This is a genomic window from Jejuia pallidilutea, from assembly GCF_002973595.1.
GTDB lineage: Bacteria > Bacteroidota > Bacteroidia > Flavobacteriales > Flavobacteriaceae > Jejuia > Jejuia pallidilutea.
Map to the genome: position 1 here is coordinate 527,226 of NZ_PVEO01000001.1, position 26,063 is coordinate 553,288.

At 32.7% G+C, this 26,063-nt stretch carries 32 protein-coding genes and 2 tRNA genes; 12 read left to right on the top strand and 22 right to left on the bottom strand.

Features of this window, described 5'->3' with window-relative positions:
* Positions 1-6: 6 nt before the first annotated feature.
* The 3 genes from CLV33_RS17470 to CLV33_RS17795 all read right to left on the bottom strand — a co-directional run bounded on the left by CLV33_RS17470 (position 7) and on the right by CLV33_RS17795 (position 2,315).
* Positions 7-159, bottom strand: a complete 153-nt coding sequence (locus CLV33_RS17470; protein WP_170063962.1) for a hypothetical protein — start codon at positions 157-159, stop codon at positions 7-9.
* A 63-nt stretch (positions 160-222) separates the two neighbouring features.
* On the bottom strand, positions 223-1,380 hold the full coding sequence (locus CLV33_RS02260; RefSeq protein WP_105472539.1) for a TonB-dependent receptor plug domain-containing protein: 1,158 nt from the start codon (positions 1,378-1,380) through the stop codon (positions 223-225).
* A gap of 605 nt (positions 1,381-1,985) precedes the next feature.
* Positions 1,986-2,315 (bottom strand): hypothetical protein, encoded by a 330-nt coding sequence (locus tag CLV33_RS17795; protein WP_170063963.1) that lies wholly within the window; start codon positions 2,313-2,315, stop codon positions 1,986-1,988.
* A 331-nt stretch (positions 2,316-2,646) separates the two neighbouring features.
* On the opposite strand from CLV33_RS17795, the gene CLV33_RS02270 reads away from it, so the two are divergent.
* From CLV33_RS02270 to CLV33_RS17635, 5 genes are all read left to right on the top strand, one after another.
* Positions 2,647-2,865, top strand: a complete 219-nt coding sequence (locus CLV33_RS02270) for a hypothetical protein (protein WP_244906365.1) — start codon at positions 2,647-2,649, stop codon at positions 2,863-2,865.
* A complete protein-coding gene (locus tag CLV33_RS02275) occupies positions 2,852-3,493 on the top strand; it encodes an ISAon1 family transposase (protein WP_449546267.1) in 642 nt (213 codons plus the stop codon). The genes CLV33_RS02270 and CLV33_RS02275 overlap by 14 nt, the downstream gene beginning before the upstream one ends.
* On the top strand, positions 3,430-3,579 hold the full coding sequence (locus CLV33_RS17630; RefSeq protein ID WP_244906367.1) for a transposase: 150 nt from the start codon (positions 3,430-3,432) through the stop codon (positions 3,577-3,579). The genes CLV33_RS02275 and CLV33_RS17630 overlap by 64 nt, the downstream gene beginning before the upstream one ends.
* Before the next feature lie 172 nt (positions 3,580-3,751).
* Complete coding sequence (locus CLV33_RS02280; RefSeq protein WP_105472541.1) at positions 3,752-4,744, top strand: IS110 family RNA-guided transposase; 993 nt, start codon at positions 3,752-3,754, stop codon at positions 4,742-4,744.
* 96 nt (positions 4,745-4,840) lie between these two features.
* Positions 4,841-5,002: a transposase gene (locus CLV33_RS17635; protein WP_244906368.1), complete on the top strand. Its 162-nt coding sequence runs from the start codon at positions 4,841-4,843 to the stop codon at positions 5,000-5,002.
* Between the two features lie 312 nt (positions 5,003-5,314).
* Here CLV33_RS17635 and CLV33_RS02290 read toward each other — a convergent pair.
* A tRNA-Leu gene (locus tag CLV33_RS02290) sits at positions 5,315-5,396 on the bottom strand.
* Positions 5,397-5,569: 173 nt separating this feature from the next.
* Between CLV33_RS02290 and CLV33_RS02295 the strand changes: the two genes are divergently transcribed.
* Positions 5,570-6,961, top strand: coding sequence for a dipeptidase (locus CLV33_RS02295; protein ID WP_105472542.1), 1,392 nt, complete (start codon positions 5,570-5,572; stop codon positions 6,959-6,961).
* A 214-nt stretch (positions 6,962-7,175) separates the two neighbouring features.
* On the opposite strand, the gene CLV33_RS02300 is transcribed toward CLV33_RS02295, so the two are convergent.
* Entirely contained in the window at positions 7,176-7,628 is a 453-nt protein-coding gene (locus tag CLV33_RS02300; protein ID WP_105472738.1) for an Lrp/AsnC family transcriptional regulator, read from the bottom strand.
* Between the two features lie 363 nt (positions 7,629-7,991).
* Here CLV33_RS02300 and CLV33_RS02305 point away from each other — a divergent pair, with 363 nt between their 5' ends.
* Complete coding sequence (locus tag CLV33_RS02305) at positions 7,992-8,852, top strand: DMT family transporter (protein ID WP_105472543.1); 861 nt, start codon at positions 7,992-7,994, stop codon at positions 8,850-8,852.
* Positions 8,853-8,926: 74 nt separating this feature from the next.
* Positions 8,927-10,027: a DUF4407 domain-containing protein gene (locus CLV33_RS02310; protein ID WP_105472544.1), complete on the top strand. Its 1,101-nt coding sequence runs from the start codon at positions 8,927-8,929 to the stop codon at positions 10,025-10,027.
* 1 nt (position 10,028) lies between these two features.
* Here the strand turns inward: CLV33_RS02310 and CLV33_RS02315 are convergent, their stop codons facing one another.
* Together CLV33_RS02315 and CLV33_RS02320 are read right to left on the bottom strand one after the other, a co-directional pair.
* Positions 10,029-10,310 (bottom strand): anti-sigma factor antagonist, encoded by a 282-nt coding sequence (locus tag CLV33_RS02315; RefSeq protein ID WP_105472545.1) that lies wholly within the window; start codon positions 10,308-10,310, stop codon positions 10,029-10,031.
* A 155-nt stretch (positions 10,311-10,465) separates the two neighbouring features.
* Complete coding sequence (locus CLV33_RS02320) at positions 10,466-10,744, bottom strand: STAS domain-containing protein (protein WP_105472546.1); 279 nt, start codon at positions 10,742-10,744, stop codon at positions 10,466-10,468.
* 218 nt (positions 10,745-10,962) lie between these two features.
* On the opposite strand from CLV33_RS02320, the gene CLV33_RS02325 reads away from it, so the two are divergent.
* Positions 10,963-11,394, top strand: a complete 432-nt coding sequence (locus CLV33_RS02325; protein ID WP_105472739.1) for a YybH family protein — start codon at positions 10,963-10,965, stop codon at positions 11,392-11,394.
* Between the two features lie 274 nt (positions 11,395-11,668).
* Here the strand turns inward: CLV33_RS02325 and CLV33_RS02330 are convergent, their stop codons facing one another.
* The 7 genes from CLV33_RS02330 to CLV33_RS02360 all read right to left on the bottom strand — a co-directional run bounded on the left by CLV33_RS02330 (position 11,669) and on the right by CLV33_RS02360 (position 16,615).
* Complete coding sequence (locus CLV33_RS02330) at positions 11,669-12,247, bottom strand: PhnA domain-containing protein (RefSeq protein ID WP_042242874.1); 579 nt, start codon at positions 12,245-12,247, stop codon at positions 11,669-11,671.
* Positions 12,248-12,287: 40 nt separating this feature from the next.
* The gene (locus CLV33_RS02335) at positions 12,288-12,665 is read right to left on the bottom strand and encodes an MmcQ/YjbR family DNA-binding protein (RefSeq protein WP_105472547.1); all 378 of its coding nucleotides are present in this window, start codon (positions 12,663-12,665) and stop codon (positions 12,288-12,290) included.
* Between the two features lie 138 nt (positions 12,666-12,803).
* Positions 12,804-13,412: a DUF4230 domain-containing protein gene (locus tag CLV33_RS02340; RefSeq protein WP_105472548.1), complete on the bottom strand. Its 609-nt coding sequence runs from the start codon at positions 13,410-13,412 to the stop codon at positions 12,804-12,806.
* Positions 13,413-14,162: a cyclase family protein gene (locus CLV33_RS02345; protein WP_105472549.1), complete on the bottom strand. Its 750-nt coding sequence runs from the start codon at positions 14,160-14,162 to the stop codon at positions 13,413-13,415.
* The gene (hemW, locus tag CLV33_RS02350; RefSeq protein ID WP_105472550.1) at positions 14,159-15,337 is read right to left on the bottom strand and encodes a radical SAM family heme chaperone HemW; all 1,179 of its coding nucleotides are present in this window, start codon (positions 15,335-15,337) and stop codon (positions 14,159-14,161) included. Before hemW ends, CLV33_RS02345 begins: the two co-directional genes overlap by 4 nt.
* Before the next feature lie 100 nt (positions 15,338-15,437).
* Positions 15,438-15,995 carry a crossover junction endodeoxyribonuclease RuvC gene (gene ruvC, locus CLV33_RS02355; RefSeq protein ID WP_105472551.1) on the bottom strand — a complete coding sequence of 186 codons (558 nt, stop codon included), beginning with the start codon at positions 15,993-15,995 and terminating at the stop codon, positions 15,438-15,440.
* A complete protein-coding gene (locus tag CLV33_RS02360; protein ID WP_244906369.1) occupies positions 15,995-16,615 on the bottom strand; it encodes an outer membrane beta-barrel protein in 621 nt (206 codons plus the stop codon). The genes ruvC and CLV33_RS02360 overlap by 1 nt, the downstream gene beginning before the upstream one ends.
* 54 nt (positions 16,616-16,669) lie before the next feature.
* Here CLV33_RS02360 and CLV33_RS02365 point away from each other — a divergent pair, with 54 nt between their 5' ends.
* On the top strand, positions 16,670-17,635 hold the full coding sequence (locus CLV33_RS02365) for a lysylphosphatidylglycerol synthase domain-containing protein (protein WP_105472553.1): 966 nt from the start codon (positions 16,670-16,672) through the stop codon (positions 17,633-17,635).
* 1 nt (position 17,636) lies between these two features.
* Positions 17,637-18,776, top strand: coding sequence for a glycosyltransferase (locus tag CLV33_RS02370; RefSeq protein WP_105472554.1), 1,140 nt, complete (start codon positions 17,637-17,639; stop codon positions 18,774-18,776).
* Between the two features lie 116 nt (positions 18,777-18,892).
* On the opposite strand, the gene CLV33_RS02375 is transcribed toward CLV33_RS02370, so the two are convergent.
* Complete coding sequence (locus CLV33_RS02375) at positions 18,893-19,369, bottom strand: hypothetical protein (protein WP_105472555.1); 477 nt, start codon at positions 19,367-19,369, stop codon at positions 18,893-18,895.
* A gap of 90 nt (positions 19,370-19,459) precedes the next feature.
* Entirely contained in the window at positions 19,460-19,849 is a 390-nt protein-coding gene (locus tag CLV33_RS02380; RefSeq protein ID WP_105472556.1) for a BlaI/MecI/CopY family transcriptional regulator, read from the bottom strand.
* Between the two features lie 138 nt (positions 19,850-19,987).
* Between CLV33_RS02380 and CLV33_RS02385 the strand changes: the two genes are divergently transcribed.
* Positions 19,988-20,491, top strand: coding sequence for a DUF456 domain-containing protein (locus CLV33_RS02385; RefSeq protein ID WP_105472557.1), 504 nt, complete (start codon positions 19,988-19,990; stop codon positions 20,489-20,491).
* Positions 20,492-20,752: 261 nt separating this feature from the next.
* Here the strand turns inward: CLV33_RS02385 and CLV33_RS02390 are convergent, their stop codons facing one another.
* From CLV33_RS02390 to CLV33_RS02410, 6 genes are all read right to left on the bottom strand, one after another.
* Entirely contained in the window at positions 20,753-21,433 is a 681-nt protein-coding gene (locus tag CLV33_RS02390; protein ID WP_244906370.1) for a response regulator, read from the bottom strand.
* Between the two features lie 4 nt (positions 21,434-21,437).
* Positions 21,438-23,276, bottom strand: a complete 1,839-nt coding sequence (locus tag CLV33_RS02395) for a tetratricopeptide repeat-containing sensor histidine kinase (protein WP_105472559.1) — start codon at positions 23,274-23,276, stop codon at positions 21,438-21,440.
* Between the two features lie 101 nt (positions 23,277-23,377).
* Positions 23,378-23,530: a hypothetical protein gene (locus tag CLV33_RS17480; RefSeq protein ID WP_153802224.1), complete on the bottom strand. Its 153-nt coding sequence runs from the start codon at positions 23,528-23,530 to the stop codon at positions 23,378-23,380.
* Between the two features lie 364 nt (positions 23,531-23,894).
* Positions 23,895-24,902, bottom strand: a complete 1,008-nt coding sequence (locus CLV33_RS02400) for a LacI family DNA-binding transcriptional regulator (RefSeq protein WP_105472560.1) — start codon at positions 24,900-24,902, stop codon at positions 23,895-23,897.
* A 132-nt stretch (positions 24,903-25,034) separates the two neighbouring features.
* The gene (locus CLV33_RS02405) at positions 25,035-25,727 is read right to left on the bottom strand and encodes a TonB-dependent receptor plug domain-containing protein (protein ID WP_170063964.1); all 693 of its coding nucleotides are present in this window, start codon (positions 25,725-25,727) and stop codon (positions 25,035-25,037) included.
* Positions 25,728-25,960: 233 nt separating this feature from the next.
* Positions 25,961-26,034 (bottom strand) — tRNA-Asp (locus CLV33_RS02410).
* Positions 26,035-26,063 lie beyond the last annotated feature (29 nt).

Below are 26,063 nucleotides of genomic sequence, written 5' to 3' on the forward strand. Positions count from 1 at the left end.
ACGTTTTCATTCAAAAGACAATTCTTTCATATACTCATTATCAATGTGCTGTTGGGTAATCGTTCCTGTTAACGGTAACAGACCTGCTCTTTGTCTTAAAATATTAAGATTGGTTCTTGTTTTGGCATTATCTGAATTTAACAAAATGATTGCTCTCATCAAATGGAATTCTGGAGAACGAAATGCCGTATAGTTAGACACTAGTTTATCAAATTTAAAACATCACACATTATAATCATCTACATAATCATTTTTAAAAGCGGGGTCTTGAACTTTTTCATAACGTTGGAAATTTCCCCCTAGGCAATTACTTTCTTGCCCCCTATATTGACCAAAAACATAATAGCTGGGTTTTTCTCCGCCTTGAGAAGCCGTAAAAAAATATTGTTGATACATGGATGTGTTGATCATTTGGTTAACCCAATCATTATTGGTATTTTGGTAAATATTCAATGACTCAAAACGGCTCAATTGCCTTAAATCAAACAAAAGCGGGCCCAAAGGCTTAGGATTAGGTAATCCATCATTAGTTAGGGCTTGCTTAATCACACCTCTCCATTGGGGACTATTTGCCAACTCGACCATATTGATGGGTGAGTTTATACCAGGTTCAATATTAAAACCAAAAGTTGATTTACCCGATTTACAAGATTTTGTAGTGATAAGGACAACACCACTGACACATCTTGAACCATAAATAGCGGTTACTGAAGCGTCTTTCAAAACCGTAAGGCTTTCAATATCCTGAGAATTAATGGTGGTGTTAAAAGCTCCTGTTAACACTGGAATACAATCAATCAAAACCAGTGACTCTGTAATGGCCGTAATGGAGTTTATCCCCCTAATTTGGATTCTGCTTGCAGTATCTGGAGCACCTCCAGACGTTTTAATTTGAAGCCCTGAAACGATTCCTTGTAATGCTTGCTCAAAAATTGGAGCAGATATTTCCCTGATTTGATTAGATTTTATTGTTAAAATGGCAACACTATTTTCTCGTTTGGTTTGAGTTCTGTATCCTACGATGACAACTTCATTCAATTGTTGGATATCTTTCTCAAGTTGTACATTAATTGTTGTTTGACCAGAAACTACAAGCTCTTTTGATACATACACCACATAACTAAAAACTAAAACAGATGAATTATCAACATCTATGGAATATGCGCCATCAAAATCTGTTTGCTCTCCATTTGAGGTACCTTTTTCAACTACTGTTGTACCCGGCAAAGGCAAATCAGAAGGCTCTGTAACAATTCCTGTGACAATCTTCTCTTGTGCATTTATATTCACAAGAAAGGCAAAAAACATGAATGCTGTAGCCATACATCTACAATAACTATCAACATCATGTTTTAAGATTCTAAATAGAATTTCTTTCATGAATTTTGTTTTTTTAGTTAGTGTTTATTTGATTATTTTTTACTGTATAACATAGTCTACTCTAAAACAAAATCATAATTTGATTGCTATGAAAGCTAATATCTGTTTAAGAATTTGTTAAAAAATGTATGATGGTAAAAGTATCTGGAAAGAATATTAAATACTTATGCTTAATTTTCAAAAAATAGCACTTTTTTGATTTCCTATGTTAAAATGAAAAATTATTTGTTGATTTAACCCGATTTTTAGTTTTCACGCCAGATAAAATAGCTTTTTGAGAACAATAAAAACCAAATTAAGTAAGGTACTATCACTAAATAATTTACCCAAAAAATATAAAACATGACTAATCAAAAATCATATCGTTCTTCGTTCATCTTATTAACTGCTTTATTTTTTTATGGGGATTTATTACTGTTCTTGTAGATTATTTAATCCCTAGGTTACGTGAATTGTTCACTTTGACTTATTTCCAAGCAGGCCTGGTTCAATTTGCCTTTTTTGGCGCTTATTTTTTATTACCTGTCCCAGTATCTTTCAAAAATAGGCTATAAAAAAGGAATTGTTTTGGGATTATTGACAATGGCAATAGGCTGTTTGTTGTTTTACCCTGCAGCTTCATACCGTGTTTTTGGTATTTTTATTTTGGCATATTTCATTTTGGCAGCAGGCATGACCGTTTTGCAAGTTGCCGCCAATCCTTTTGTAGCCGTATTAGGATCATAAGATAGGGCTTCAAGTCGCTTAAACCTTTCACAAGCATTTAATTCATTGGGAACAGCCATTGCACCTAACATTGGTCCGTTGTTTATTTTGAGTGATGTCATAAAAAATAAAGATGAAATTGCAATATTGGATACTTCTGCAAAAGAAATATATCTGAGTTCAGAAGCCGCCGCAGTACAGAAGCCATTTTTGGGCTTAGCAATATTCATTACGTTTACAGCACTTATTTTTTTGTTTTCTAAATTACCAAAAATGATTAGTAAGGAATTAACTGGAATCTACATTGAGGCTTTCAAAAACAAAAAACTCAAGCAAGGGTGTTAGGCATATTCTTTTATGTGGGAGCCAAAGTAGCCATAGGTAGTTATTTGGTTAACTATTTTCTGGACATGAACCTTGTTACCCTAATTAAGGAAAACAACATAATGAAGGATCAATCTCAAAAGTTGCGTGCGAATTGAAAGTATAGTTTGATATTTGCAAAAAAATTAAGCACTGGAATTATCTTTAGACCTACTGAAATTACTATTACCAGAATTAGTGGTTTCCCATTTTGATATTCCTAACCATTCTATAGAGCAAGATGCTGTTCACCTATATTTTGAGGAGAAAAAAGATAGTCCTAAAGAAGAAAAGCGCCGTAGATGGCTTGATAAAACAACTTGGCAAGTTGTTCAAAGAGATTGGAATCTAGTAGCACAGGGAACTCTAATGACCAGCGAGTTCGCTGCTTTTTTAAAAGCACTTGGTCAGTACTAAGCCCAATGACTGCCATACCATAGGTGAGTTTTATAACGTTGATGGCAAAAAACTCAGCAGACAATACAGGGACTATCTTAGCGAGTTTAAAAATTGGAAACAAAAACCCCACGCCAAACAATGGCTTGTCTTTCCTGAAAACATGGGCAGGCATTTGTCCATTGATGAGACAGCACTCTCCAAAGGAGAACTCTATACCATAATCACCAATAAAAAAGCTAAAGGAAAGAAAGGGGCCATAGTAGCTATATTGGAAGGCACCAAGGTGGAATCTATCATAGAACAGCTCCTTAAAATACCAAAACCTCTTAGAGATAAAGTCAAGGAGATTACTATTGACATGGCTAATTCCATGAAAATGATTGCTAAAAAATGTTTTCCCAGAGCCATACAGGTTACAGATCGTTTTCATGTCCAAAAACTAGCTTTAGAGGCCTTGCAAGATATTCGAATAAAACATCGTTGGGAAGCTATAGGTCAAGAAAATGATCAGATTAAACTAACTAAAAACAAACAGAACATAAACCAGCAACCTTTGACAATGGCGATACAAGAAAACAACTCTTGGCTCGAAGTAGATACCTACTCTACAAAGCTCCCAATAATTGGACGCAAAGCCAATACTTAAGATCCAAAATACTTTTTGAACAATACCCCGATATTAAAAAAGCCTATAACCTTGCCCTTAGATTAGCATCAATAAATAAAATATAATTAAATTTAAAAAGGACAGAGTGAACTTATATCCCTAGCTAGCGATCAAGAGCTGTCTTGCGTATTAGTCTCGGTCCTTTTTTTATACTACTTAGAACTATATAGAATTTCAGATAGTCCTTATTAAAGGTCTTAGTTTAAGTAGCATTTTTTAATTTCTAAATCTAAAGTTATGAATTTTAAGGAAGTAATTAGTATTGATATTAGTAAAAACACGATTGATGTTTGTGTCCACCTATCTCAAAAGAGCACGGAATTTACAAACACAAGCAAAGGTGTTAAAAGGTTTTTGAGCTGGGTTAAGCGTGATTTAAAAGATATATCTGAGGTGCTTTTTGTTTATGGGCATACAGGAATGTACTCCCATATACTCACAATTATTCTTCAGGAAATGAATTGCCATTATTATGTTGCTCCCGCACTCGATATCAAGCGTTCCATGGGTATTGTTAGAGGAAAAGACGATAGAATAGATGCTAAACGAATTGCCTTATACGGTTACCGTTTAAGGGAGGAAATCATCCCTATCACGGTATGTTCTAAATCAGTAGAGGCACTTAAATCCCTAATGACTCTAAGATCAAAACTGGTCAAACAACGTGCAGCTCATAAAAGCACCTTAAAGGAGCAAAAAAGTATTTATAAGTCTAAGGATTTTAAATTTATTTTTGAGACACAGCAAAGAACAATACATTACCTAACTAAACAGATAAAGGCTATTGAGCAGCAAATGGAGGAGCTTATCAACAGTCAAATGGCCCTCAAGGTTAATATGGAGTTAATGCTATCCATCAAGGGAGTTGGTAGACAAATGGCTACTACAATGCTTATAGTTACAGAGAACTTCACAAAGTTTGATAACTCTCGTAAGTTTGCCTCATACTGTGGTATCGCACCGTTTGCTTACCAATCAGGTACAAGTATAAAAGGCAGAAACAGGGTGTCACCGCTTGCTAATAAGAAGATTAAGTCCCTGATTCATATGTGTGCAGTAAGTGCCATACAACATAACCCTGAAATGAGAATGTACTATCATAAACGTATCGAGAATGGAAAAAGTAAAATGGGCACACTAAACATTATTAGAAATAAATTGATTGTCCGCATCTTTGCGGTTATACAAAGGCAAACACCATATGTAGATACTTTAAAGTTTGTGGCTTAAATTTTAACAAAAATTTATTTGGTCGAATCATAGAATACGCAAGGACTGAGAAACATATTCAATACGGCAACTTCTATACAAATAGCATATACTAAATTGGCACATTGGTATAAGGACGTAGAACAAACTGGATACAAGGCATTCAATACTATAGCAAGTACAATAACCATAAACTACAGGTCAATTCTAAATTACTTCATAAATCGAAGCACCAATGCCTCGGCGGGAATCCTTCAATGCCAAAATAAAAGCCTTTAGAAGCCAATTTAGAGGTGTCAGAAACGTAGAATTCTTTCTCTTTAGATTGACTAAAATTTTTGCATCAACACAACTATTGGTCTTGACCCCAGTTTACTTCACGTTATGAGATTAAAGATCATCTATTTTTATTCAAATCACTAACACGCAAAAAAATTAACTACTGAATAAAATAATTGGTTTTGATATTAAATCTCATCATTCTAAATTGAGCCACAAAAAATAACAAAATGTTGTACCTATGTTGTACCCGTGTCTTTTTTCAGTGTGTTTTTGAAATAAAAAAGCCGAAGAGAAATCTTCGGCTTTTAGTGCGGGTGAAGGGACTCGAACCCCCACACCTTGCGGCATTAGATCCTAAGTCTAACGTGTCTACCAATTCCACCACACCCGCATTTCATAATTTTAACACTAATAATTAGGTTAAATCCTAAGTCTAGCGTGTCTACCAATTCCACCACGCCCGCAAAAGGACTGCAAATATAATCAACATTTTTAAATTGCAAACTTTATAGCACCAAAAAACATTCTTTTTTATACTTTTGAATACAACCATAAATATATCGCATGAATACTATTACCTCTTATATAGAAAATAATAAAGAACGATTTGTAAACGAGCTTATAGAATTACTCAAAATACCATCTATTAGTGCCGATTCTGCATTTAAGAACGACGTACTAAAAACAGCCGAAATTATTAAAGTTAGCCTTGAAAACGCAGGATGTGATGCTGTTGAAATTTGTAAAACAGACGGCTACCCTATTGTTTACGGTGAAAAAATAATTGACAAAAACCTTCCAACCGTTTTGGTTTACGGCCATTACGATGTACAACCGCCTGATCCTTTAGAACTTTGGAATTCTGCCCCATTTGAACCAATTATTGAAAAAACCGAATTGCATCCCGAAGGTGCTATTTTTGCTCGCGGTGCATGCGATGATAAAGGACAAATGTATATGCACGTAAAAGCGTTAGAATTTATGACCTCTACCCATCAGCTGCCATGTAATGTGAAGTTTATGATTGAAGGCGAAGAGGAAGTTGGTAGTGCTAATTTGGCAACTTTTGTAAAAAACAACAAAGAAAAGTTACAAAATGATGTAATCCTTATTTCCGACACTGGCATGATTGCCAAGGACGTACCCTCTATAACAACAGGATTACGAGGGTTAAGTTATGTTGAAGTAGAGGTAACAGGCCCTAACCGCGATTTACATTCAGGACTATATGGGGGTGCGGTAGCAAATCCTATTAACATCTTATCTAAAATGATTGCCTCGCTTCATGATGAAAACAACCACATTACTATTCCTGGGTTTTATAACAAGGTAGAAAACCTATCTGAAGAAGAACGTGCTGAAATGGCCAAAGCCCCATTTAATTTAGATGCTTACAAAAAGGCTTTAGACATAAGCGATGTTTATGGCGAAAAAGGCTATACAACCAACGAACGCAACTCTATTAGACCCACGCTGGATGTAAATGGCATTTGGGGTGGCTACACTGGCGAAGGCGCCAAAACCGTAATTGCAAGTAAAGCCTACGCTAAAATTTCTATGCGCTTGGTACCACACCAAGACTGGGAAGAAATTACTCAGCTATTTAAAACACATTTTGAGAGTATTGCCCCAGATGCTGTAAAAGTTAAAGTTACACCTCACCATGGTGGTCAAGGTTACGTAACACCAATAGATAGTATTGGTTATAAAGCAGCCTCTAAAGCGTACAAACAAACCTTTGGCAAAACTCCAATTCCTCAGCGCAGTGGAGGAAGTATTCCTATAGTTTCTCTTTTTGAAAAAGAACTAAAAAGTAAAACTATTTTAATGGGATTTGGTCTAGATAGCGACGCCATCCATTCACCAAACGAACATTTTGGAGTTTGGAATTATTTAAAAGGCATAGAAACCATCCCGTATTTTTACAAATATTTCACGGAATTAAAAGCCAAATAACCGTAAATACTTGTTAATGATTCTATCGCAAGAATACAGGCCATATTATAGTTTAATTCAAAAGACAGTCTTCAGGTTTTTATTTTTATACTTCTTAATTTAATTTTATGATATTTTTCTACCGCCCTCATTTGACAATCGATAAACTCCATTAAAATGGAAGTTGATCTTTACGCTATCGACAGACAAAAGAAAAATTAGGTCTCAAGAGTAATCACAAACAAAAAATAGAATTTTCCTTTACAGGATCCACAACAAATGAGCTTTGTATTGTTGCAATACCATCAACAACAGATAGTTTTTCATTGATGAAATGATGAAATTCAGAAATATTCCCTACCACAACTTTTAATAGAAAATCAAAATTTCCTGAAACATGATGACACTCCATTATTTCAGAAAGCAAGCAACTTTGCTCTTTGAAGTTATCTAATAGTTCTTTTTGATGCTTCAGTAAAGAAACTTGGCAATATGCCAAAACATGTTTTCCAATTTTATCTCTATCGAGAAGAACAACATGAGATTTTATAACCTGTTGTTGTTCTAATTTCCTAATCCGCTCATAGGTTGGTGTAACGCTTAATCCAACTTTACTGGCAATTTCCTTAGTGTTTTGTTTAGCATTCTTTTGAAGTTCCATTAATATTTTTCTGTCGATTTTATCCATACAAGATTTTTTTTCTGAATTCATACAGTCTCAAAATACAAAATAGTTCAAAATCACTGTATTTTTCAAATATAAAAATATATTTTCTGTATTCATATAAAAAATAGATTTTAAAACTATTTAATAGTAATTTTACAGCTTTAACAACACAAAGAAGAAGACTCAAAATAACTTTGAATTTTATTTTTGGATACCATTAAATTTTACATTGAAGAAAATAAACAACGGTTTTTAGAGGAGCTTATTGAACTTCTTAAATCCCCCTAAATAAGTGCAGATTCAGCTTAACAAAAATGATGTTTTAAAAACCGCAAATACCATGCTTTAAAAGGCTTGAATACAATTAATCACTAAGAACCCTATATGAGAAAAAGATACACCTCTAGTCTTGCAACGCTTTTATTCGCTGCACTTTTAATTAGTACTTCTGGGTCTTTAGGTAAATTCATAAACCTACCTATACCTGTTATAACTTGGTGGCGTTCATCATTGAGTGCCCTATTTCTTTTTCTTTTTTGTAAAATTAAAAAAATAGATTTAAAGATTAAATATAGGAGAGACCTTATCACAATCCTTTTAAGCACTATACTTTTAGGCATTAGTTGGATATCTTATTTCTATGCCTTAAAACTCTCTAATGTTGCTTTGGGAATGTTATCTCTATTTACATTTCCGGTTATAACTGCATTTTTAGAACCCCTATTCAGCAAAACCAAGCTCAGCTCAACACATGTTATTCTCGGAATAATAGTACTAGCTGGAATTTACATTTTAGCACCAGATTTTGATTTTAAAAACACTTATGTGAAAGGCATTCTTTTTGGCGTTTTTTCGGCGGTTTGTTATGCTCTTAGAAATTTAATGTTAAAACCATATGTTTCAAATTATCATGGTTCGACCTTAATGACCTATCAGACCCTATTTCTAACCATTCTGCTCATTCCAGTAATTTTCTTGATGGATACTGTGAACACTACAGAACAGCTTCCAAACTTGATAATTCTGGCTCTTATTACAACGGCTATTGGCCACACGTTATTTATAATGAGTTTAAAACATTTTTCTGTTAGTACAGCAAGCATTATTGGAACAGCACAACCCATTTTTGGGATTATAATTGCTTTTTTATTCTTAAATGAATCTCCATCAATCAACACCTATATTGGCGGAACACTCATCCTTGGAACGGTGATTATAGAAAGTATTCGGTCTAAAACAAACTGATTTTTTCCTGAATATTGTAACAAAACACCAGCTTTAACGTTCTAATAGTCAATCAATCAAAAAACAAACTTAGTATGTTAAAGCGATTTTTTATCATTTGCTCTGGGGCAGACTCCACTATTCTAGAAAATTGTTCATCTGGAGAACAAAATAAATATGCAGGTATTGGCGCAACCGTTTTCTTTACAGCCGTTATGGCTTTTATTGCTGCTGGTTATGCACTTTACACTGTTTTTAACAACTTATTTGCTGCCATATTTTTCGGCTTAATTTGGGGGTTATTAATATTCAATCTAGACCGTTATATTGTTTCTACTTTAAAAAAAACAGGTAATGCTTTAGATGAATTTATTCAAGCAACTCCACGAATTATTTTAGCTGTAATTATTGCTATTGTTATTGCAAAACCCTTAGAATTAAAAATCTTTGAAAAAGAAATTAATCAGGTATTACTTGAAGAAAAAAATGCAATGACGCTAAATAATAAAGCACAATTAGCTGAACAATTTACACCAGAAATAGAAGTATTAAACACACAAATAAACAACTTACAAAACGAAATTACTTCCAAAGAAAATGAAGTAAATAATTTATACAACACCTATATTTCTGAAGCCGAAGGAACTGCTGGCACAAAACTTCTAGGAAAAGGCCCAGTTTACAAAGAAAAACGCGAAAAACACGATGCGGCATTGGCTGATTTGCAAATACTTAAAACCGAAAACAAAGCAAAAATTCTTGCTGCGGAAACCAAAATTGCCGAATTACAAGGCGATTACAATACACAAGTAGTGAATACCCAACCTATAATTAATAACTTTGATGGATTAATGGCCCGCATAAATGCCTTAAACAAATTGCCATGGTTGCCATCGTTTTTTATATTCTTATTGTTTTTAGCTGTAGAAACCGCTCCAATATTTGCAAAATTAATATCACCTAAAGGCGTTTATGATTTTAAATTGGAGGACGAGGAAGATACCGTTAAAAATTTAATGCTTCAAAACAAACACCAAAGAGCAGCTTTACTTAATACAGAAAACACTCTTAACGATAATGTGTACTCCAATATAGAAAACAACGAAGAACTGTACGCTTATAAAAGCAAAAAGGCTCGCGAATTATTACAAATGCAAGCCGACGCTTTTTATAAAAAACAGAAATCTATTTTATAAATTATGCCATTGCTTCGTTGGCTTTAAAATGCTCGTAAAGCGCTTTACAGCCCAAACCCACAATAGATAATTCTTTATTATCCCTTAAAGATTTTGTATGAAAATCTGCAAGCGCATTTACACCAAAGCGATCTACGGTTTGCAACTCTTCAATACTAATAGTTAGCGCATTATACTTTTTGTATGCTTTTAACAATTCAGCTTGAAATATGCCTACATTATTTTTGTTAAGTACACCTTTTAATTTAATAAAATTATTACAAGAAATTATATTTAAATCCATATCATAAATTGTTTACACCGATAAATTTGGGGTTTAATCGATTTATTTCGCAATAAATATAGTAAAATATTTTAAATTTCTTACGCAATAAAACACCAAGCATGTTTTGTTACATAAGTATTTACTAAAAAAAGCTAATAATAATTAGCAGCAGGTTACGCTGCTTCGTATGTTTTAAAATGATCGTAAAGTTCTTTACAACCTAAGCCCACAATAGACAGTTGAATGTTGTTTTTAATAGATTGCGCATGTAAGTCTGCAAGAGCATTAACGCCATGTCTATCTACACTTTCTAGAGCCTCTACACTAATAGTAAGTACTTTAAATGTTTTAAAAGCTTTTTTAAATTCTTTCTGAAACACTTCAACATTACTTTTATTTAGCGTTCCTTTTAATTTGAAGAAATTATTGCAACTGGTAATTCTTAATTCCATAATACATAAATTTTTAATTCAACAATAAATTTGGGCTATTAATCGTCTGGTAATGATGTAAATATAGTTAGTAAAAACAAAAAACCTTTTATTTTTCGATAAATAGATTTTTACTTAGGTTGAACGTCTTAGTGATGTCAATTTCATCGATGACTAACATTTTTGACATGATTTTTTTATTACTTTTACCAATAACACTTTTGAAAAACATAGCGATTATGAGAACATTTTCTATACTTTTTTTTCTTTTATCATTTAGCCTTACCTATGCCCAGGCCAATAAAGACGCCGATGTTAAAGCTATTAATAAAGTACTGAAACAACAACGCATTGCTTGGTCTAATAACGATATTGAAGGCTACATGGAAGGCTATTGGAAAAATGATGCTCTAGCATTTTATGGCAATAAAGGTGTTACCTATGGTTGGGAAAATACTTTAGACCACTATTTAACCTACTACCCAACCGCAGCCTATACCGGCAAGTTAAGTTTTAAAATAAACGCTGTAAATAACATTGCACCAGATGCCTACTATGTTTTGGGTGAGTATCACATTAAGCGCGATATTGGTAATGCAGATGGCATTTTTATGCTAGTATTTAAAAAGATTAATGGCGAATGGAAAATTATTGCTGACACTTCGGTATAGTTTTTAGCCATTTTTGTTTATGTCGCGAATATATACGTTAATTAATTTTATTAGAAAAAAGGGTATTGTGTTTGTTGCTGTAATTGAACTCAAATTTTAATTTTCAACATTAAAACGAGTCGATTATTTTTGTAATATGAAATACAGTTATAAAGTAATACTCATGATAATTCTGGCGGCCATAACCATTAATGGTTTGGTAACAGGTAAGTATTTATTTTTAGTATTTATGTTTCCGTTAGGTCTTGGTTTTTTTAATAAGAAAGACCCTTAGTTAGGTTTTCTTAACATAGGCTGTAATAATAACAATTTGTTGTCCACCAACTTTACCTTCAATATAATCTGCATTCTCAGGGTCTAAACGAATATTACGGACTGCTGTACCTTGTTTTGCTACCATGCTAGACCCTTTTACTTTAAGATCTTTAACCAACACTACGGCATCTCCATTTTCTAAAATAACGCCATTAGTATCACGATGAATAATTCTTTCGCTCTCGTCTTTGTCCTCTCCTGTTGCCCTAGCTAAAGCCAAAGCATCATCATCTAAATACATCATATCTAACAAATCTTTTGGCCACCCTTCGTTACGAAGTCTTTGCAGCATTCGCCATGCCATAATTTGTACAGCAACATGCTCACTCCACATGCTATCGTTTAAACAACGCCAATGGTTAGGTTTCATGTCTTCATCGCCATTTATTTGATCTAAACAGGTTTTACATACCAAAATAGCATTATCCACACTATCGTTTAAAGATGGCGGAATAGTATATTGTGCTAAATTCTTTGTAGACCCGCATAATTCGCAAGTAGTGTTACTTCTATCTTTTAAAGTTTGTAGTACGCTCATTAAAATTGGTTTGCTATTGCAATAATAGGTTTTTTTAAGATTAAAAATTGGATATATTTTTCAATTGTTCCTGCATCTTTTTGGTCATACCTTTTACTACCATATTGTAAGAATGGTCTATAAGATCTTTAATAAATTCAGGTTTTAGTTCGCCTTTATAAATACATATAGTGTTCCAATGTTTGTTACTCACATAAGGGCCTGCATAAATACTTTGGTAAGTAGCACGAAGCTCCATGGTGTAGTCCGGATCGCATTTAAGGGTAATGGTAGCTTCTCCTTTATCCCATAAACTTAAATGTGCTAAGAGGAACATTTTATTTAATACTTTAAAAACCAACGTGCTTTCATCAAAAGGAAAACTCTCTGATGTTCCTTTTTTACTCAAGCAGTAGGCCCTTATTTGTTCTATGTTCATTGTTCGCTGTTAATTTTTTTTGGGCGTTACCACGCTTTGGGCGTGGTCGGGCTTTCACTACTCAATCCCTCCTACGTCGGGGATTTCAAACATGCCGTTCAATCCCTAACGCGAACACATCCACCAAAAAACACGTTCTTATTCCACCAACTTTATATCTTCAGCTTCAATTTTTAAAGCAGTATAATCTAAAGTCCAGCCAATAGTTTCAACTATGGTTTCTATTAATAAAATTGTTTCTAAAACTTCTTGTTGTGCTATTTCAATTAATCCACTTTCAGGAATTTTAGCTCTTATATGTACTTTAGCCTCGTTGTGCAAATCGGTTAAATCGTTTGCTTCAAATCTATTAAAATAACCATCGGATTTATCATAATAATTCAAGTTTGTTTCGATGGATAATACTTCGGGCTGCGGAAAATGCTCTAAAATAATTTTCTTTTTATAATTATCTGCCTTTAATTTTATTTTAGACAAATCGTATCCCACATGAGCCTTTGCGTTAATAATTACCAGTGCTTTTTTTCTACTGGAAATTAATTTTAAAAACCGCTGTTTTACATCTTCATAATGGTAAATTTCAGCAAAATCGCCTTCAACGGTAATAAACTTGCACACTTTTTTAATCTTGTTTAATAAAATGGTAGATTGTGTATTTACCAATTGTTTATTCTTTATAGATTTTACAATGGTAACTACAGCAAGCGTTACTAAAACGGTAATAATTATTGCAATAAACACCTCCATTTATTCAATTATTTTATATAAGATAGGTTTACTTGGCGCTGCATCGTTTTCAAAGGGTGCTATTTGTAAATTTAAAAAATACTCACCATCTTCAACAGCATTTGGCACATAAATAAACTCTGTTATAGTGGCGTCCATCCTTAACTTGCCTTTGGTATTCCAAAATGCATTATGCGACAATAGTTGGCATTCGTCTTTTTCCTTATCTACACTGGGCAAGTCTATTAACAAATGCTTAATGTTTTTTTGTCTTAAATATTCTGTAGCTTCTTCTAACAAATATGTTGGGTTGGTGTTAGAATATTGTTTTGATAATTTTTCCTTTGTATTGGGAATGGTACGTATTACAACAGCGTCGCGCTTTTTGTTTCCTAAGGCAAACTGAATTTGTTTTTTAGAAATCACAAAATCGCCTTTGAGCTTTTCTGGTGCAACCGTTATTACCTCAGCTAAAAAGAAAAACTGTTTTAAATTTTGGTTTATGGAATGTACTTTTTCTGTAATATGCCCAACGCATTCGGTATGTGTACCATGTGCATGCGGATTAAACATAATGTTATTAAAATTTATACAGGCACCATCTTTTACCGTTGCCACCCAATCGCCTTCTTTTACGGGCTCAATTTTAGGCGCATCAACATACCAAGCATTTACATTGTTTGTTGATGCTCTTAACGGCATTGATATATCTAAAGGTTGCGATAAATCTATCTGTAACTTTCTGGAATTGTATTGTATTGTTGCAATCAAGATAAATTAATTTTAAAAAGGCTAGATGCGATACCATCACTTAAAAATTTGCCTTTTTTAGTGATTAATAATGTGTTACCATCAATATACAATAAATGTTGATTTATAAAAATTTCAGCTTGCTCCAAAAGATATTTTTTGTAATTCAATCCAAAATCTGTTTCAACTTTGTCTAAAGAAACACCCCAAATAGTTCGTAACCCTGTCATAACATACTCATTAAACTTATCGGTTTTAGTAAGGGTTTCTGTTTCTAATGGGAGAACATTTTGCTGAATACTTTTTATGTATTTTGTGTTATTAGACACATTCCAACTGCGTTGGTCACCAGTAAACGAGTGGGCAGATGGCCCAATGCCCAAATATGGTTTCCCTTGCCAGTATGCTGAATTATTTGCACTAAAAAAATTAGGTTTGCCAAAATTAGAAAGCTCATAATTTACAAAGCCTTTGTTTTCTAAAATTTCAACTAGTATTTGAAATTGTGCTTGAGCCGCATCGTCGTCTACATTTTCTATAATGCCCTTTTTAATAAAAGACTCTAAAGCTGTTTTAGGCTCTACCGTTAAAGCATAACAGGATAAATGTGGTATATTATACGATAACGCTATGTTTATATTTTCCTCCCATTGCTTGTTACTTAAACCAGGAATACCATAAATTAAATCGACCGAAATATTTTTAAAATATTGCGTAGCTTCTAGCAAACAATTTTTAGCTTCTGTAGCGTTATGGGCACGATTCATGAGTTTTAAATCGCGTTCAAAAAACGATTGAACGCCAATGCTTAAACGATTTACTTTTGAATTTGATAACGCCTTAATTGTTGCGCTTGTTAAATCGTCTGGATTTGCCTCAAGCGTAATTTCTGGATCTTCTACAACCTTAAAATTTTTATAAACGGCATCAATTAACATATGTAACTCCCCTACCGATAATAAGGATGGTGTGCCGCCACCAAAGTAAATAGTTGCTATAGTTTTATTTTGAAGTTCGCTTTTTCTTAGCTCAAGTTCCTTAACTAAACATTGTATAAGTGTTTCTCTCTTTTTCAATGAGGTTGAAAAATGAAAATCGCAATAGTAACAAGCCTGTTTACAGAACGGGATGTGGATGTAGATACCCGAAGAATCTGCTAGCCTTCCCGAAGAAGAGCAACTCTTACCAACACTCATTTTTTTGATTTTTTTAAACTAAATACTATGTTATTCATAAATACAATATCATTTAAAGAGATTCTGTTTTGCAGAAATGACAACTAAACGGTTAACAAAATCAATCTTTTTTCACTCGAGATTCGTTTTGTTTTACAAAACTAGCCCAACCAGAGTAACTTTTACCCACCTCTATTCTACCAGAGTTATAAAAATGACAAACAGCTGCTGCTAAACCATCAGTAGCATCTAAGTTTTTTGGCAATGTTTTTAACCCGAGTAAACTTTGCAACATTTTGGCAACTTGCTCTTTGCTGGCATTTCCGTTTCCTGTTATGGCCATTTTTATCTTTTTAGGAAGGTATTCCGTTATTGGAATTTCCCTGCTTAATCCCGCAGCCATGGCAACACCTTGCGCTCTTCCTAACTTTAGCATACTCTGTACGTTTTTGCCGTAAAAAGGTGCTTCTATGGCAATTTCATCGGGGTTGTGCGTATCGATAAGTTCTATGGTGCGTTCAAAAATTAGTTTTAGTTTTAAATAATGGTCGCTGTATTTTTTTAGATCCAATTCATTTAACTGTATAAACGTCATGGTTTTCCCCACCACTTTTATGAGTCCGAAACCCATAATAGTTGTACCTGGATCTATACCTAAAATAATTCTTTCTTTTTGCATTAATCGCCACAAAAATAACAACCGCTGAGCGAAATAGACGCACCAAAGGTTACTGTTAATAAATTTTCATTAAACGCTCCAAAACCAGTTGAAACAGGGTTAAACGCTTTTCCAAAACCAAAAATGTAAGAACCGTCCAGATAAAGTGTTAAACGATCTGAAATACCGTAGTGAAATTCTATGCCACCCATTGTATTTAAAAACGACACATCATTATTTCCATAATTTCCCAAAGGATTAACCATGGTAAAACCTGGTCCTGCATGTAAAAATGTCCCTATTCGGTTTGAAAGCGGTAGTATTCGCGATGCATCGTATACTAACTGCAGATTAATGCGAGAGTAGTTTAATTTAAAATCGTTAAACGCCGCTTCGTTAGAAATTCTACTAAAACCATAATCTAGCTTTGCGCCCAAAACAGGTTTAAACATATATTGTAAACCTAAACTTACCGTTGGAAAATTAACCGACTTTCCCTTAAACCCCTGAACAAAACCGTTACTAGAAGGACTATTAATTCCCAGTGCAATTTGTGCTTTTAAAGTGCTTGTATCTGTTTGAGCTACAGCCGAATATAAACCTAGAAGACTGCAATACCAAATAACTATTAATTTAAGCATGTTTGTTTTTGGGTTCATAAGGAGTTAAATGGTTAATTTGCATTGCTAAAAACTATGCATTACGCGCTTCCATACAAAACTAAACAATTCTTTTTTGTGCTCATTAAATTAAGCATTGTACTTGGTGCAGGTTTTTTTATTTACCATAAACTAGTTAATAATTCTGATTTAGATGTTAGTAGTTTTATTCAATTTACTTCACAAAACAGCGTTTTTTCATTAAGAAACACCGTTTTATTAGTCGTTTTATCTGTTCTCAATTGGTTTTTAGAAACTTTAAAGTGGCAGCATTTAGCATCTGAAATTAAAAAAATTAACTTTAAAAATGCCTTAGAACAAAGTTTAGGAGCTCTCACCGCATCATTATTTACACCAAACCGAATTGGCGAATATGGTGCAAAAGCTATGTATTATACTGCGCATTTAAGAAAAAAAATAATGTTAACAAACTTATTAAGCAATATGCTACAAATGAGTATTACTTCAATTTTTGGCATTATTGGCTTTAGTGTTTTTTTACAGAAGCACAATATAGGTGTAAACTATAATAAAATTTCACAATTTTTAATTGTTGTATTTTGTGTTGTTCTGGTAATTCTATTGGGATTTTTGCAAAATCGCTTTAAAATAAAGGGGTGCTCTACAAAACAAACAAGAGCCTTTTTATTCCATTTTCCAAAACAAAAATTATACTTAGGGTTTTTGCTGTCGCTAGCGCGCTACATTGTGTTTTCGTTCCAATTCTTTTTGTTACTTTATTTTTTTAAAGCAGATTTCTCGTATTTAGAAGCTATAACCGCAATTACCTCTATGTATTTATTGGTCTCTATAATACCTTCAATTTTTATTTTTGATGTCGTAATAAAAGGAAGCGTTGCCGTATATTTATTCTCTTTTTTACAAATTAACGAACTTATAGTTTTAAGCAGTATTACAGTAATGTGGCTATTTAATTTTGTGCTCCCAAGTATATTTGGAAGCTATTATGTAATAACATTTAAACTCCCCAAAAACATTTAATATGGTAATTTTAAGTATTAGCATCGCCATTCTATATTTAGCTGTAATAGCCGCCTTTACTTTTGGTTTTGATAAAGTAAAACCGTTTAATTTAAGTGATGTTGCAGCAAAAACCAGGTTTTCGGTAGTTGTACCTTTTAGAAATGAAGCTGAAAATTTACCGCAATTATTAAAATCTATAACAGCACTAAACTATACTAAACAGTTATTTGAAATTATTTTAGTTGATGATGATTCTGATGATGATTCGGTAAAAATCATCAAAGAATTTATCGATACTATTTCAACAGAAATAACTAAAACCAATATATCTTTAATTACAACTAAAAAGACCTCTACCTCGCCAAAAAAGGATGCCATTACCACAGCAATAAAAGCTGCAAAATATGAATGGATTATTACTACAGATGCAGATTGTATAGTACCAAAATTTTGGCTGGATAGTTTTGATGAGTTTATACAGAACAGAAAACCTACTTGTATTGTTGCACCAGTAACTTACATAGAAGATGGTACATTTTTAGGCAGGTTTCAATTACTAGATTTATTTAGTCTTCAAGGAGCTACCATTGGTGGTTTTGGACTAAAAAGACCCTTTTTATGTAATGGTGCAAATTTTGCGTATACCAAAAGTGTTTTTAATACACTAAACGGATTTGAAGGCAATACAAATATTGCTAGTGGTGACGATATTTTTTTACTAGAAAAAATTATAAAAAAGTACCCAAACAACGTTTATTATCTAAAATGTGAAAAAGCAATAGTCTTTACAAAACCGCAGCATACGTGGCAACAACTTATAGAGCAACGTGTGCGTTGGGCAGCCAAAACAAGTGCCTACAATAATTGGTTTGGCAAAGTAACAGCCTTAATAGTTTTTCTAACCAATTTTTTAATAATTCTTCTCCCCTTTCTTGCGGTACTAGGCCTTTTTAACCTTAAAATTTGGGTTTATATTTTAGTTATTAAATTACACATCGATTTTTTACTGCTTTATAAAACATCAGCTTTTTTTAATCAACGGCGTGCCTTCAAAAGTTTTTTAACTAGTTTTTTCCTGTATCCGTTTCTTACTAATTATGTTGCTTTACGTTCTGTTATTAAAGGCTACCAATGGAAGGGACGTACTTTTAAAAAATAGTTTGCCAAAAGCACTTTAGCAACATCTTTACATAAAAATGTTAACCTTTTTTCCACACCATACCATGCTATATTATTATTGGTAATTTTATGGAAACTATAAAACTAAATCCTATTCTAATTCACTTTAATAATCAAGGGCAATTCAAATTCTGAAGTTACGTGTTGCCCGCGCTTTATAGCAGGAAAAATTTCTGGAAGCGTATCTAAGCTTTTAAACAATAGCGCCTCTAATTCGGGAATTTCCTGTTGTGTAAGCGCATCCATTTTTGCTTCAAGAAGTTTAATTTTTCCAGTATTGGTTACAGTCATTTTTAAAACTAAGGTGTCGTTAACATCCTTGGTAACCACAATCATTTGCTTTTGGAGGTATGCCGTAATGTTTGAGGTTAAGGTGTATTGAAAGCAGTCTTTTTTATCGGTTTTAGAAGTTAAACTATCGCATACAGTAAATGTTGGATATGTATCCACATCATCCCAATTAAACGTTTGCAACTCTTCTTTTAAAATAGCATCTGAAGACGTTTTTTTTACGTTGAAATACTCACATGAAATGATAGTAAAAACAAAAACAATAACAACAAATTGCCTCATAGATTTCTTCTGAAACTGAAAAGTACAATTTTTTAAAATTATATGTGAAATTTATTTGAAGATATGGCCAACTTTAATTTCAATCTTATATTAGTCTGTCTTTTTTTGTTGATTTTTAAATTGCTCTTCTTTATTTATCTCCTTTAATACAGCTTCTAAATCTTTAATATCCATATCGTTTTTCTTTACAAAAAAAGATACCATACTCTTAAACGAACCCTGAAAATAATTGTCTACTAACTTATTTATAGACTGGTTACTATAATCTTGTTTTGCAACTAGTGGAAAATATACATGTCCTTTTCCTTGCTTCTCATAATTTACAAAGCCCTTATTTTCTAAAATTCTAACGATGGTAGAAACAGTATTATAGGCTGGTTTCGGTTCTGGTAACTCATCAATAATTGCCTTAACATTAGCCTTTTTAAGTTGCCATAAAATTTGCATGATATCCTCTTCTGCTTTGGTAAGTTGTTTCATTTTTTACGGTTTAAATCATATTCAACTAAATACTTAGTTCAACAAATATAACTAAAATTTTAGTTTAAACTAATTTGTTAGTTTAAAATGTAACAATATTATTATATGTGCGTCTAAACACTAGAACAAATACATTTTATGGATATTATTTTAATTATTATTGGAGCATTTTTCACGCTCCTTGGTATTCTTGGTAGTTTTTTACCTGTGTTGCCAGGACCAATTACTAGTTGGGTTGGTTTACTTATACTTCATTTAACTGAAGCTATACCAATGCATACTACTTTTTTGGTGGTTACATTCATCATAGCTGCCTTAATTTGGATACTGGATTATATTATTCCTGCCATTGGCACGAAACGCTTTGGCGGTTCTAGATACGGTATGATAGGTACAACCGTAGGATTAATTATCGGATTGATTGCGCCAATACCTGGTGGTATCATCATAGGCCCATTTGTTGGAGCGTTAATTGGCGAGTTAATAAACAAAAACGATTCTAAAACTGCTGTAAAAGCTGCATTTGGTTCGTTTATTGGTTTCTTAACCTCCACATTTTTAAAGTTTGTTGTAGCAATAATATTTCTTGGACTTTACATTGGAAAACTATTTGAATACAGCGATATTCTTTTTAAAATTTAATGAAAAGAAGAAGCCCTGTGGGTCTCTCACCTCCACAGGGCCTGTAAATTGCTATTATCAACAAAAAAAATCGAGGGATTAATTAATCTGATATGTTGACTGTACAAAGTTAGTTATTACAATTGTCTTTGTGCTGTGGAAAAACCGTAACAGAAGTGAGGGTAACTCACAAACCCCAGTAAAAACAAGGGTTACGGAGCATAAAAAAGTAAAATGTTTTTAAAAAAGGTGCTTTTTATAATTAATTAAAACACTATTATTTTAAATAAACCCTTTTTTTCGTGCTATATTCAACAACGATTCGTCTTGACCATCCTCTATGTCGAAAAGCTCTTTTAATTGTTTTTTCCTTTTTTCAACAGCACTTAATGAAATGTCTAAATGCGATGCTAAATTTTTTGTTTTTACACCTTGGGACAGCAAATACAATATCTTTCTGTTTTTATCATCGATTACAATATCGCTAGTTATAGATTTTCTAATAAAACTATTTACTGTACCGCTATAAAAGGGAGGATTATTTAATACTGCTTGAAAAGCACTTGCCAATTCACTAGACGTTAAATCGCTTTTTATCAAGAAGCCTTCCGGATCTATATTTTTTATGATGTTGTGAATTCTAAAAGATTCGTTAAACATGGTAAGAATAATAATTTTTGCATTTGGTAAAACTTTACGGGCATACTCCGCTAAATCTTCCCCAGAATTCATCCTGCCATCTGTAGAAGGTGGCAAGCTTATATCTACAAAAAGTAAATTATAAGGTTCGTTAAGTTTTACAGACGCATCCATATATTCAATAGCCTCATCGCAGTTGTTGGCTATATCTATATTTAATTGTTGATAATCTCTTTTTGTAAATTGTAATGTGTTTTGATAGCCTTCTATAATAATAGGATGATCGTCTATCATTAGTATTTTTATATTCTCAATCTTAGACATAAGTTTACAGGTATTTGGTTGGGACCTTTATTCTTACTGTTGTTCCTTGGTTTTTTTCAGATTTTATGTTTAAACTTCCATGTACCTCCTTAATTCTGGCATTCATATTTTTTAAACCAATGCCAGATTTAGATTTGGCAACATCAAAGCCAATACCGTTATCTTTTACGGTTAAGCAAATTACATTATTTTCTAGTTTTATGCTAATATAAACAGAAGTAGCACTAGCATGTTTATGTATGTTGTGAAGGGTTTCTTGTAATATTCTGTAAATATGTATCTTGGATTTGTTTGAAACACCATCCCAATGTATAGCGTCATCATGTTTTAAATCATATTCTAACTTGTATACGGCAGTTTGTGTTTCTACCATGGCCTTTAGGATGTCTACAAATCCAGAACCCGATACAAAATCGGTATTTAATTCATGAGATACTTTTCTTATATCCTCTTCAATGGTTTTAAGTTCGTTTATATACTGCTCGCGTGTTTTTATAGCTTCAACAGAGTTACTCATATTTAAACTATCTAAGCTTAGGCGTGTACCAAAAAGCCTACCCAAAACACCGTCGTGAAGTTCTTGTGAAATACGTTGCTTTTCAAAAGCTCTTGCTTCCTCTATCTTTTCGTGTTCACCAAGCATTAGGTTGTATATTTCTTCGTTGGCTTCTTGTTGCTGTTTGGTAAATTGTAACTCTTTATTTTTGGCACGTTGTGTTATTATAATGTAAACAAATAAACCAGCTACAAGTAAAGTTATAGATATAATGGCAAGCCACATACGCTCTCTGGCAATCTTAACATTTTCTTGTTCTATTTGTTGAGTTTCAAAACGAATTCTAGCCGACTTATTTCTTATTTTTCGTTCTGCTTTTTGTAGGCTATCATTTAACTCAACGTATGCTTTTAAATGCTCCGCAGCTTTTTCTCCCTCTTCTATTTTTGATAACAGTAATAAGGATTTCAACAAATCGTCGTTAGCATAATTTTCAGAAATATCTTTTGCTTTGTATGCATAATATTTGGCCGAATCTATTTTATTTTTCGCTTTGTAGAATTCAGCTAGATGCTGATTAATAATAATTGAATTATAGGTATCATCAATACTATCACTAATCTTTAATGCTCTGAGGTAGAGTCCAGGCAATTCTTCATGATTATTAGAAAGAAATAAGGCATAAGCATAATTACCTAGAGCGAGCACATGAAGTTCTGGATAATTATTTATTAAACTCTTGTTGTTATATATTATATTGTATGTTTCAAAAGCTAAATCAAACTTACCAGAACGCCAGTAAGCCTTAAGCATATTGTTTAGAGTTAAGCCAATACTCCTTTCGAAATCACCTTCAAGTGTTCTTTTTATGGAAAGCGATTTCTCTAAATACTCTATTGCATCGTCAAATAAATCTAACTCGTCAAAAACTATACCCAGGCTGTTATAAATATATGCTTTATACTTTCTTACTTCGTTGGTTTGTACAAGTTCATCAAGTATCGCTATGGCTTCAAATAAAGTTACTTCGCTACCAGTATAATCTTTGTCGTTTGTTTGAAGTACGGCTATTCCAAATAATGTTCTAGCTAATTCAAATCGTGAGTTGTATTGCCTAAATACTTTTTCTGCTTTTTGATAATAAAAATATGCACTATCTTTTATTAATGAAATTTGATAATAATTTCCTACCCTATAATGCTGTTTGGCAATATTTAACGAATCTGATGTCTTTATTTTAGAAATCTGACTATGTACTGAATCTATTTTTTTTTGAATATCTAAGTCTTGAGCAAATAAACTGCTACAAGAAATAAATAACGCAAAGAAAAAAATTTTGAAATTCAAGGTAATTGTTCATTTACCTCAAATGTATTTATAATTTATCGAATTAAAAAAAAGACCCCAAGAATTAAATCCTTGGGGGCTTTAAATTTGTTTAATGGATTTTAGTTATCATGTCCATTTCCACCTGTTGGCGGCATTTGTAGTTCCATTTCTGTGTTTTCTAATAGATCATCTTCGTTTAAATCTTGTTTAACACAAGAGGTTAAAGATGCAAATAATACTGCTAAAATCAATGTAATTTTTAGGGCTTTCATGTATATTCAATTTTAATTAATAATTATTGTGTGTTACATTTTTGGCATCAATACTTTAACACAAAAGTGTTGATGAAGGGAAAAAATGGAATAATTAATTAAAATCGAATGCATAAAAGCAAATGAGCTATTATATTTTGAGGGAATTTAGACCGAGGGGGTCAAAAAAAGGATTAATTAAGCTTTAATTTGAGCAGAGGGATAAAGTGCTCTAAAGCATGGCTAAATTACATTCAACAGACATAACAAATACAAAATAATCGATGAAATGTAATTTTAATCGATGAAATACATAGTTTATCGGTAATGTATGGGCAATCCTGTGTTTAAAAAAAAGCGTATTATAAAATGTTAATTTACAATATTATAAAGTAGACTTATTCTTTACTAAGGTAGTTTTAACGATTTTGGTGGAGTATTCTTCTAGGTTTCCTGTTTTGTTTTCAAGACGGTTTATAAGTAATTCGGCTGCTTTTGCCCCTATTTTTTTTGCATGTTGCCGAATATTAGTTAATTTAGGAACAGAATGGTAAGATGCGGATTTGCTTGAAAACCCTACAACAGAAATATCTTTTGGCACTTTACGCTTAAAATTTCTGGCCATGTTAATTGCTATTACTCCAGAAGAACTATCGGCAGCAACAACACCATCAATAATCTTATCTTTCTTTTTGTAAAGACGTTTAATTTTTTGTTGGGCATCCTCATTTTTTTTAATTCTAAGAACTTCTGGCTCTAGGCCTTCTTCTAAAATGGCTTTATTATAACCGCGTTCCCTTAATTTACCTACGCTAATATTATCTATATTACTAATGAAAACTATGGTTTTTCTACCTTCTGCCATAAGACTTTTTGTGGCATTATAAGTAGCTTCAAAATTATCTACAATAACTTTATCGCATTTTACATCGTGTGCTACCCTATCGAACATTACTATAGGTAAACCTTCCTTTATGGTTTCCTTAAAATGGTTAATTTCGTTTTTGGTTTGGGTTTCTTCGGCTATACTTAAAATAAAACCATCTACACTACCATTGGCCAAAAGTTGCAAACTTTCTTTTTCTTTTTCTAAAGATTCGTTAGATATACATGTCATAATATTATATCCATGTTTGTTCGCTTCTCGTTCTATACCAAAAAGCACTTTAGATAAAAAGTAATTAAGAATATCTGGAATAATTACGCCTATGGTTTTTGTTTTATTTTGTTTTAAGCTTAACGCAACCTTATTGGGTTTGTAATTATATAGTTTAGCTAATTCCTTAACTCGTTTTCTTGTTTCCTCACCTATTTCCTCGCTATCGTTTAGCGCTTTAGAAACAGTTGAAATAGAAACATTTAACTCTCTAGCAAGTTGTTTTAAGGTTACCATATGGGTTATACATTAATTAAATTTGCCTCACAAAAGATAATCGTTAAATTTTAATATTAGAAATGTAAAGCAAAAATTTTATTCAATATTTATAGCGTAAAGAAAAACTATAAATTTAAAATATCAAATAAATTAATTTTTTAAAGTAATTTTTACAACACCATATACGCCCCTTGCCCCATAATATGCGGCATTTGGTCCTTTAATAACTTCTATAGATTTCACTTCAGAAGGTATAATGTTACTAATATCTAAAAAAGGAACATTGTCAACCAATAATAATGGTTCGGTTGAGTTGCCTGCATTTGTAGTTGATGTTGTTGCTCCTCTAATGTTAATACTTGTGCCTGTAACCGAAACACCAGCAAAAACACCTTCAATAAGTTGGTATATATTATTGAATCCGTTTAAGCCTCTAACACCTTCAAAATCTACTTTACCACTACTTTTTCTCAATGGTTTTCCAAACCCCATTTCGTATAATTCTTTAGTATCTAGAGGTTTAGCTTCATCTGAAAAAGCAAAACTTACTTTTTTCTCGCCAGAATAGCTCAAACTTAGAATGCCGTGGTTAGGAGAGTAGGCAGTAATTAATTTAGTATTAGGATGAATTTTTAATTTATATTCTCCCTTTCTGTTGGTACGTGTTTTTGTTTTAACAGAATCTACATATATGTAAACGCCGCTTAAAGGGGTGTTGTTAAAATCTTTAACCAACCCTGTTATGGTTTTACTTGCCGCGTCTTTATTTTTATTCTGAGCGCATAAAGAAAGGGTACTAAAAATAAATAAAACGGATAGCACTATTAATTGTTTTGTTTTCATAAACATAAATATACAAAATACTCGCTATACAAACAATTTTATAAACTGCTGCTAAACAAAAAAGCATCCCAATCTTCTTGTTAAGAAAAAAGGAAAGCTTTCCATTGGTTACCTCCCGAAGCTACGGGATGGTAAACTACATTCCCGAGCAATTCGGGAACAACACAACTTCGTAATACTAAAAAAGCCCTAATTTCTCAGAGCTTTTTTACTCCCGATAGCTATCGGGATTGCGGTCTGGACGGGACTCGAACCCGCGACCCCCTGCGTGACAGGCAGATATTCTAACCAGCTGAACTACCAGACCGTTGCGTTATTGCGGTTGCAAATATACAC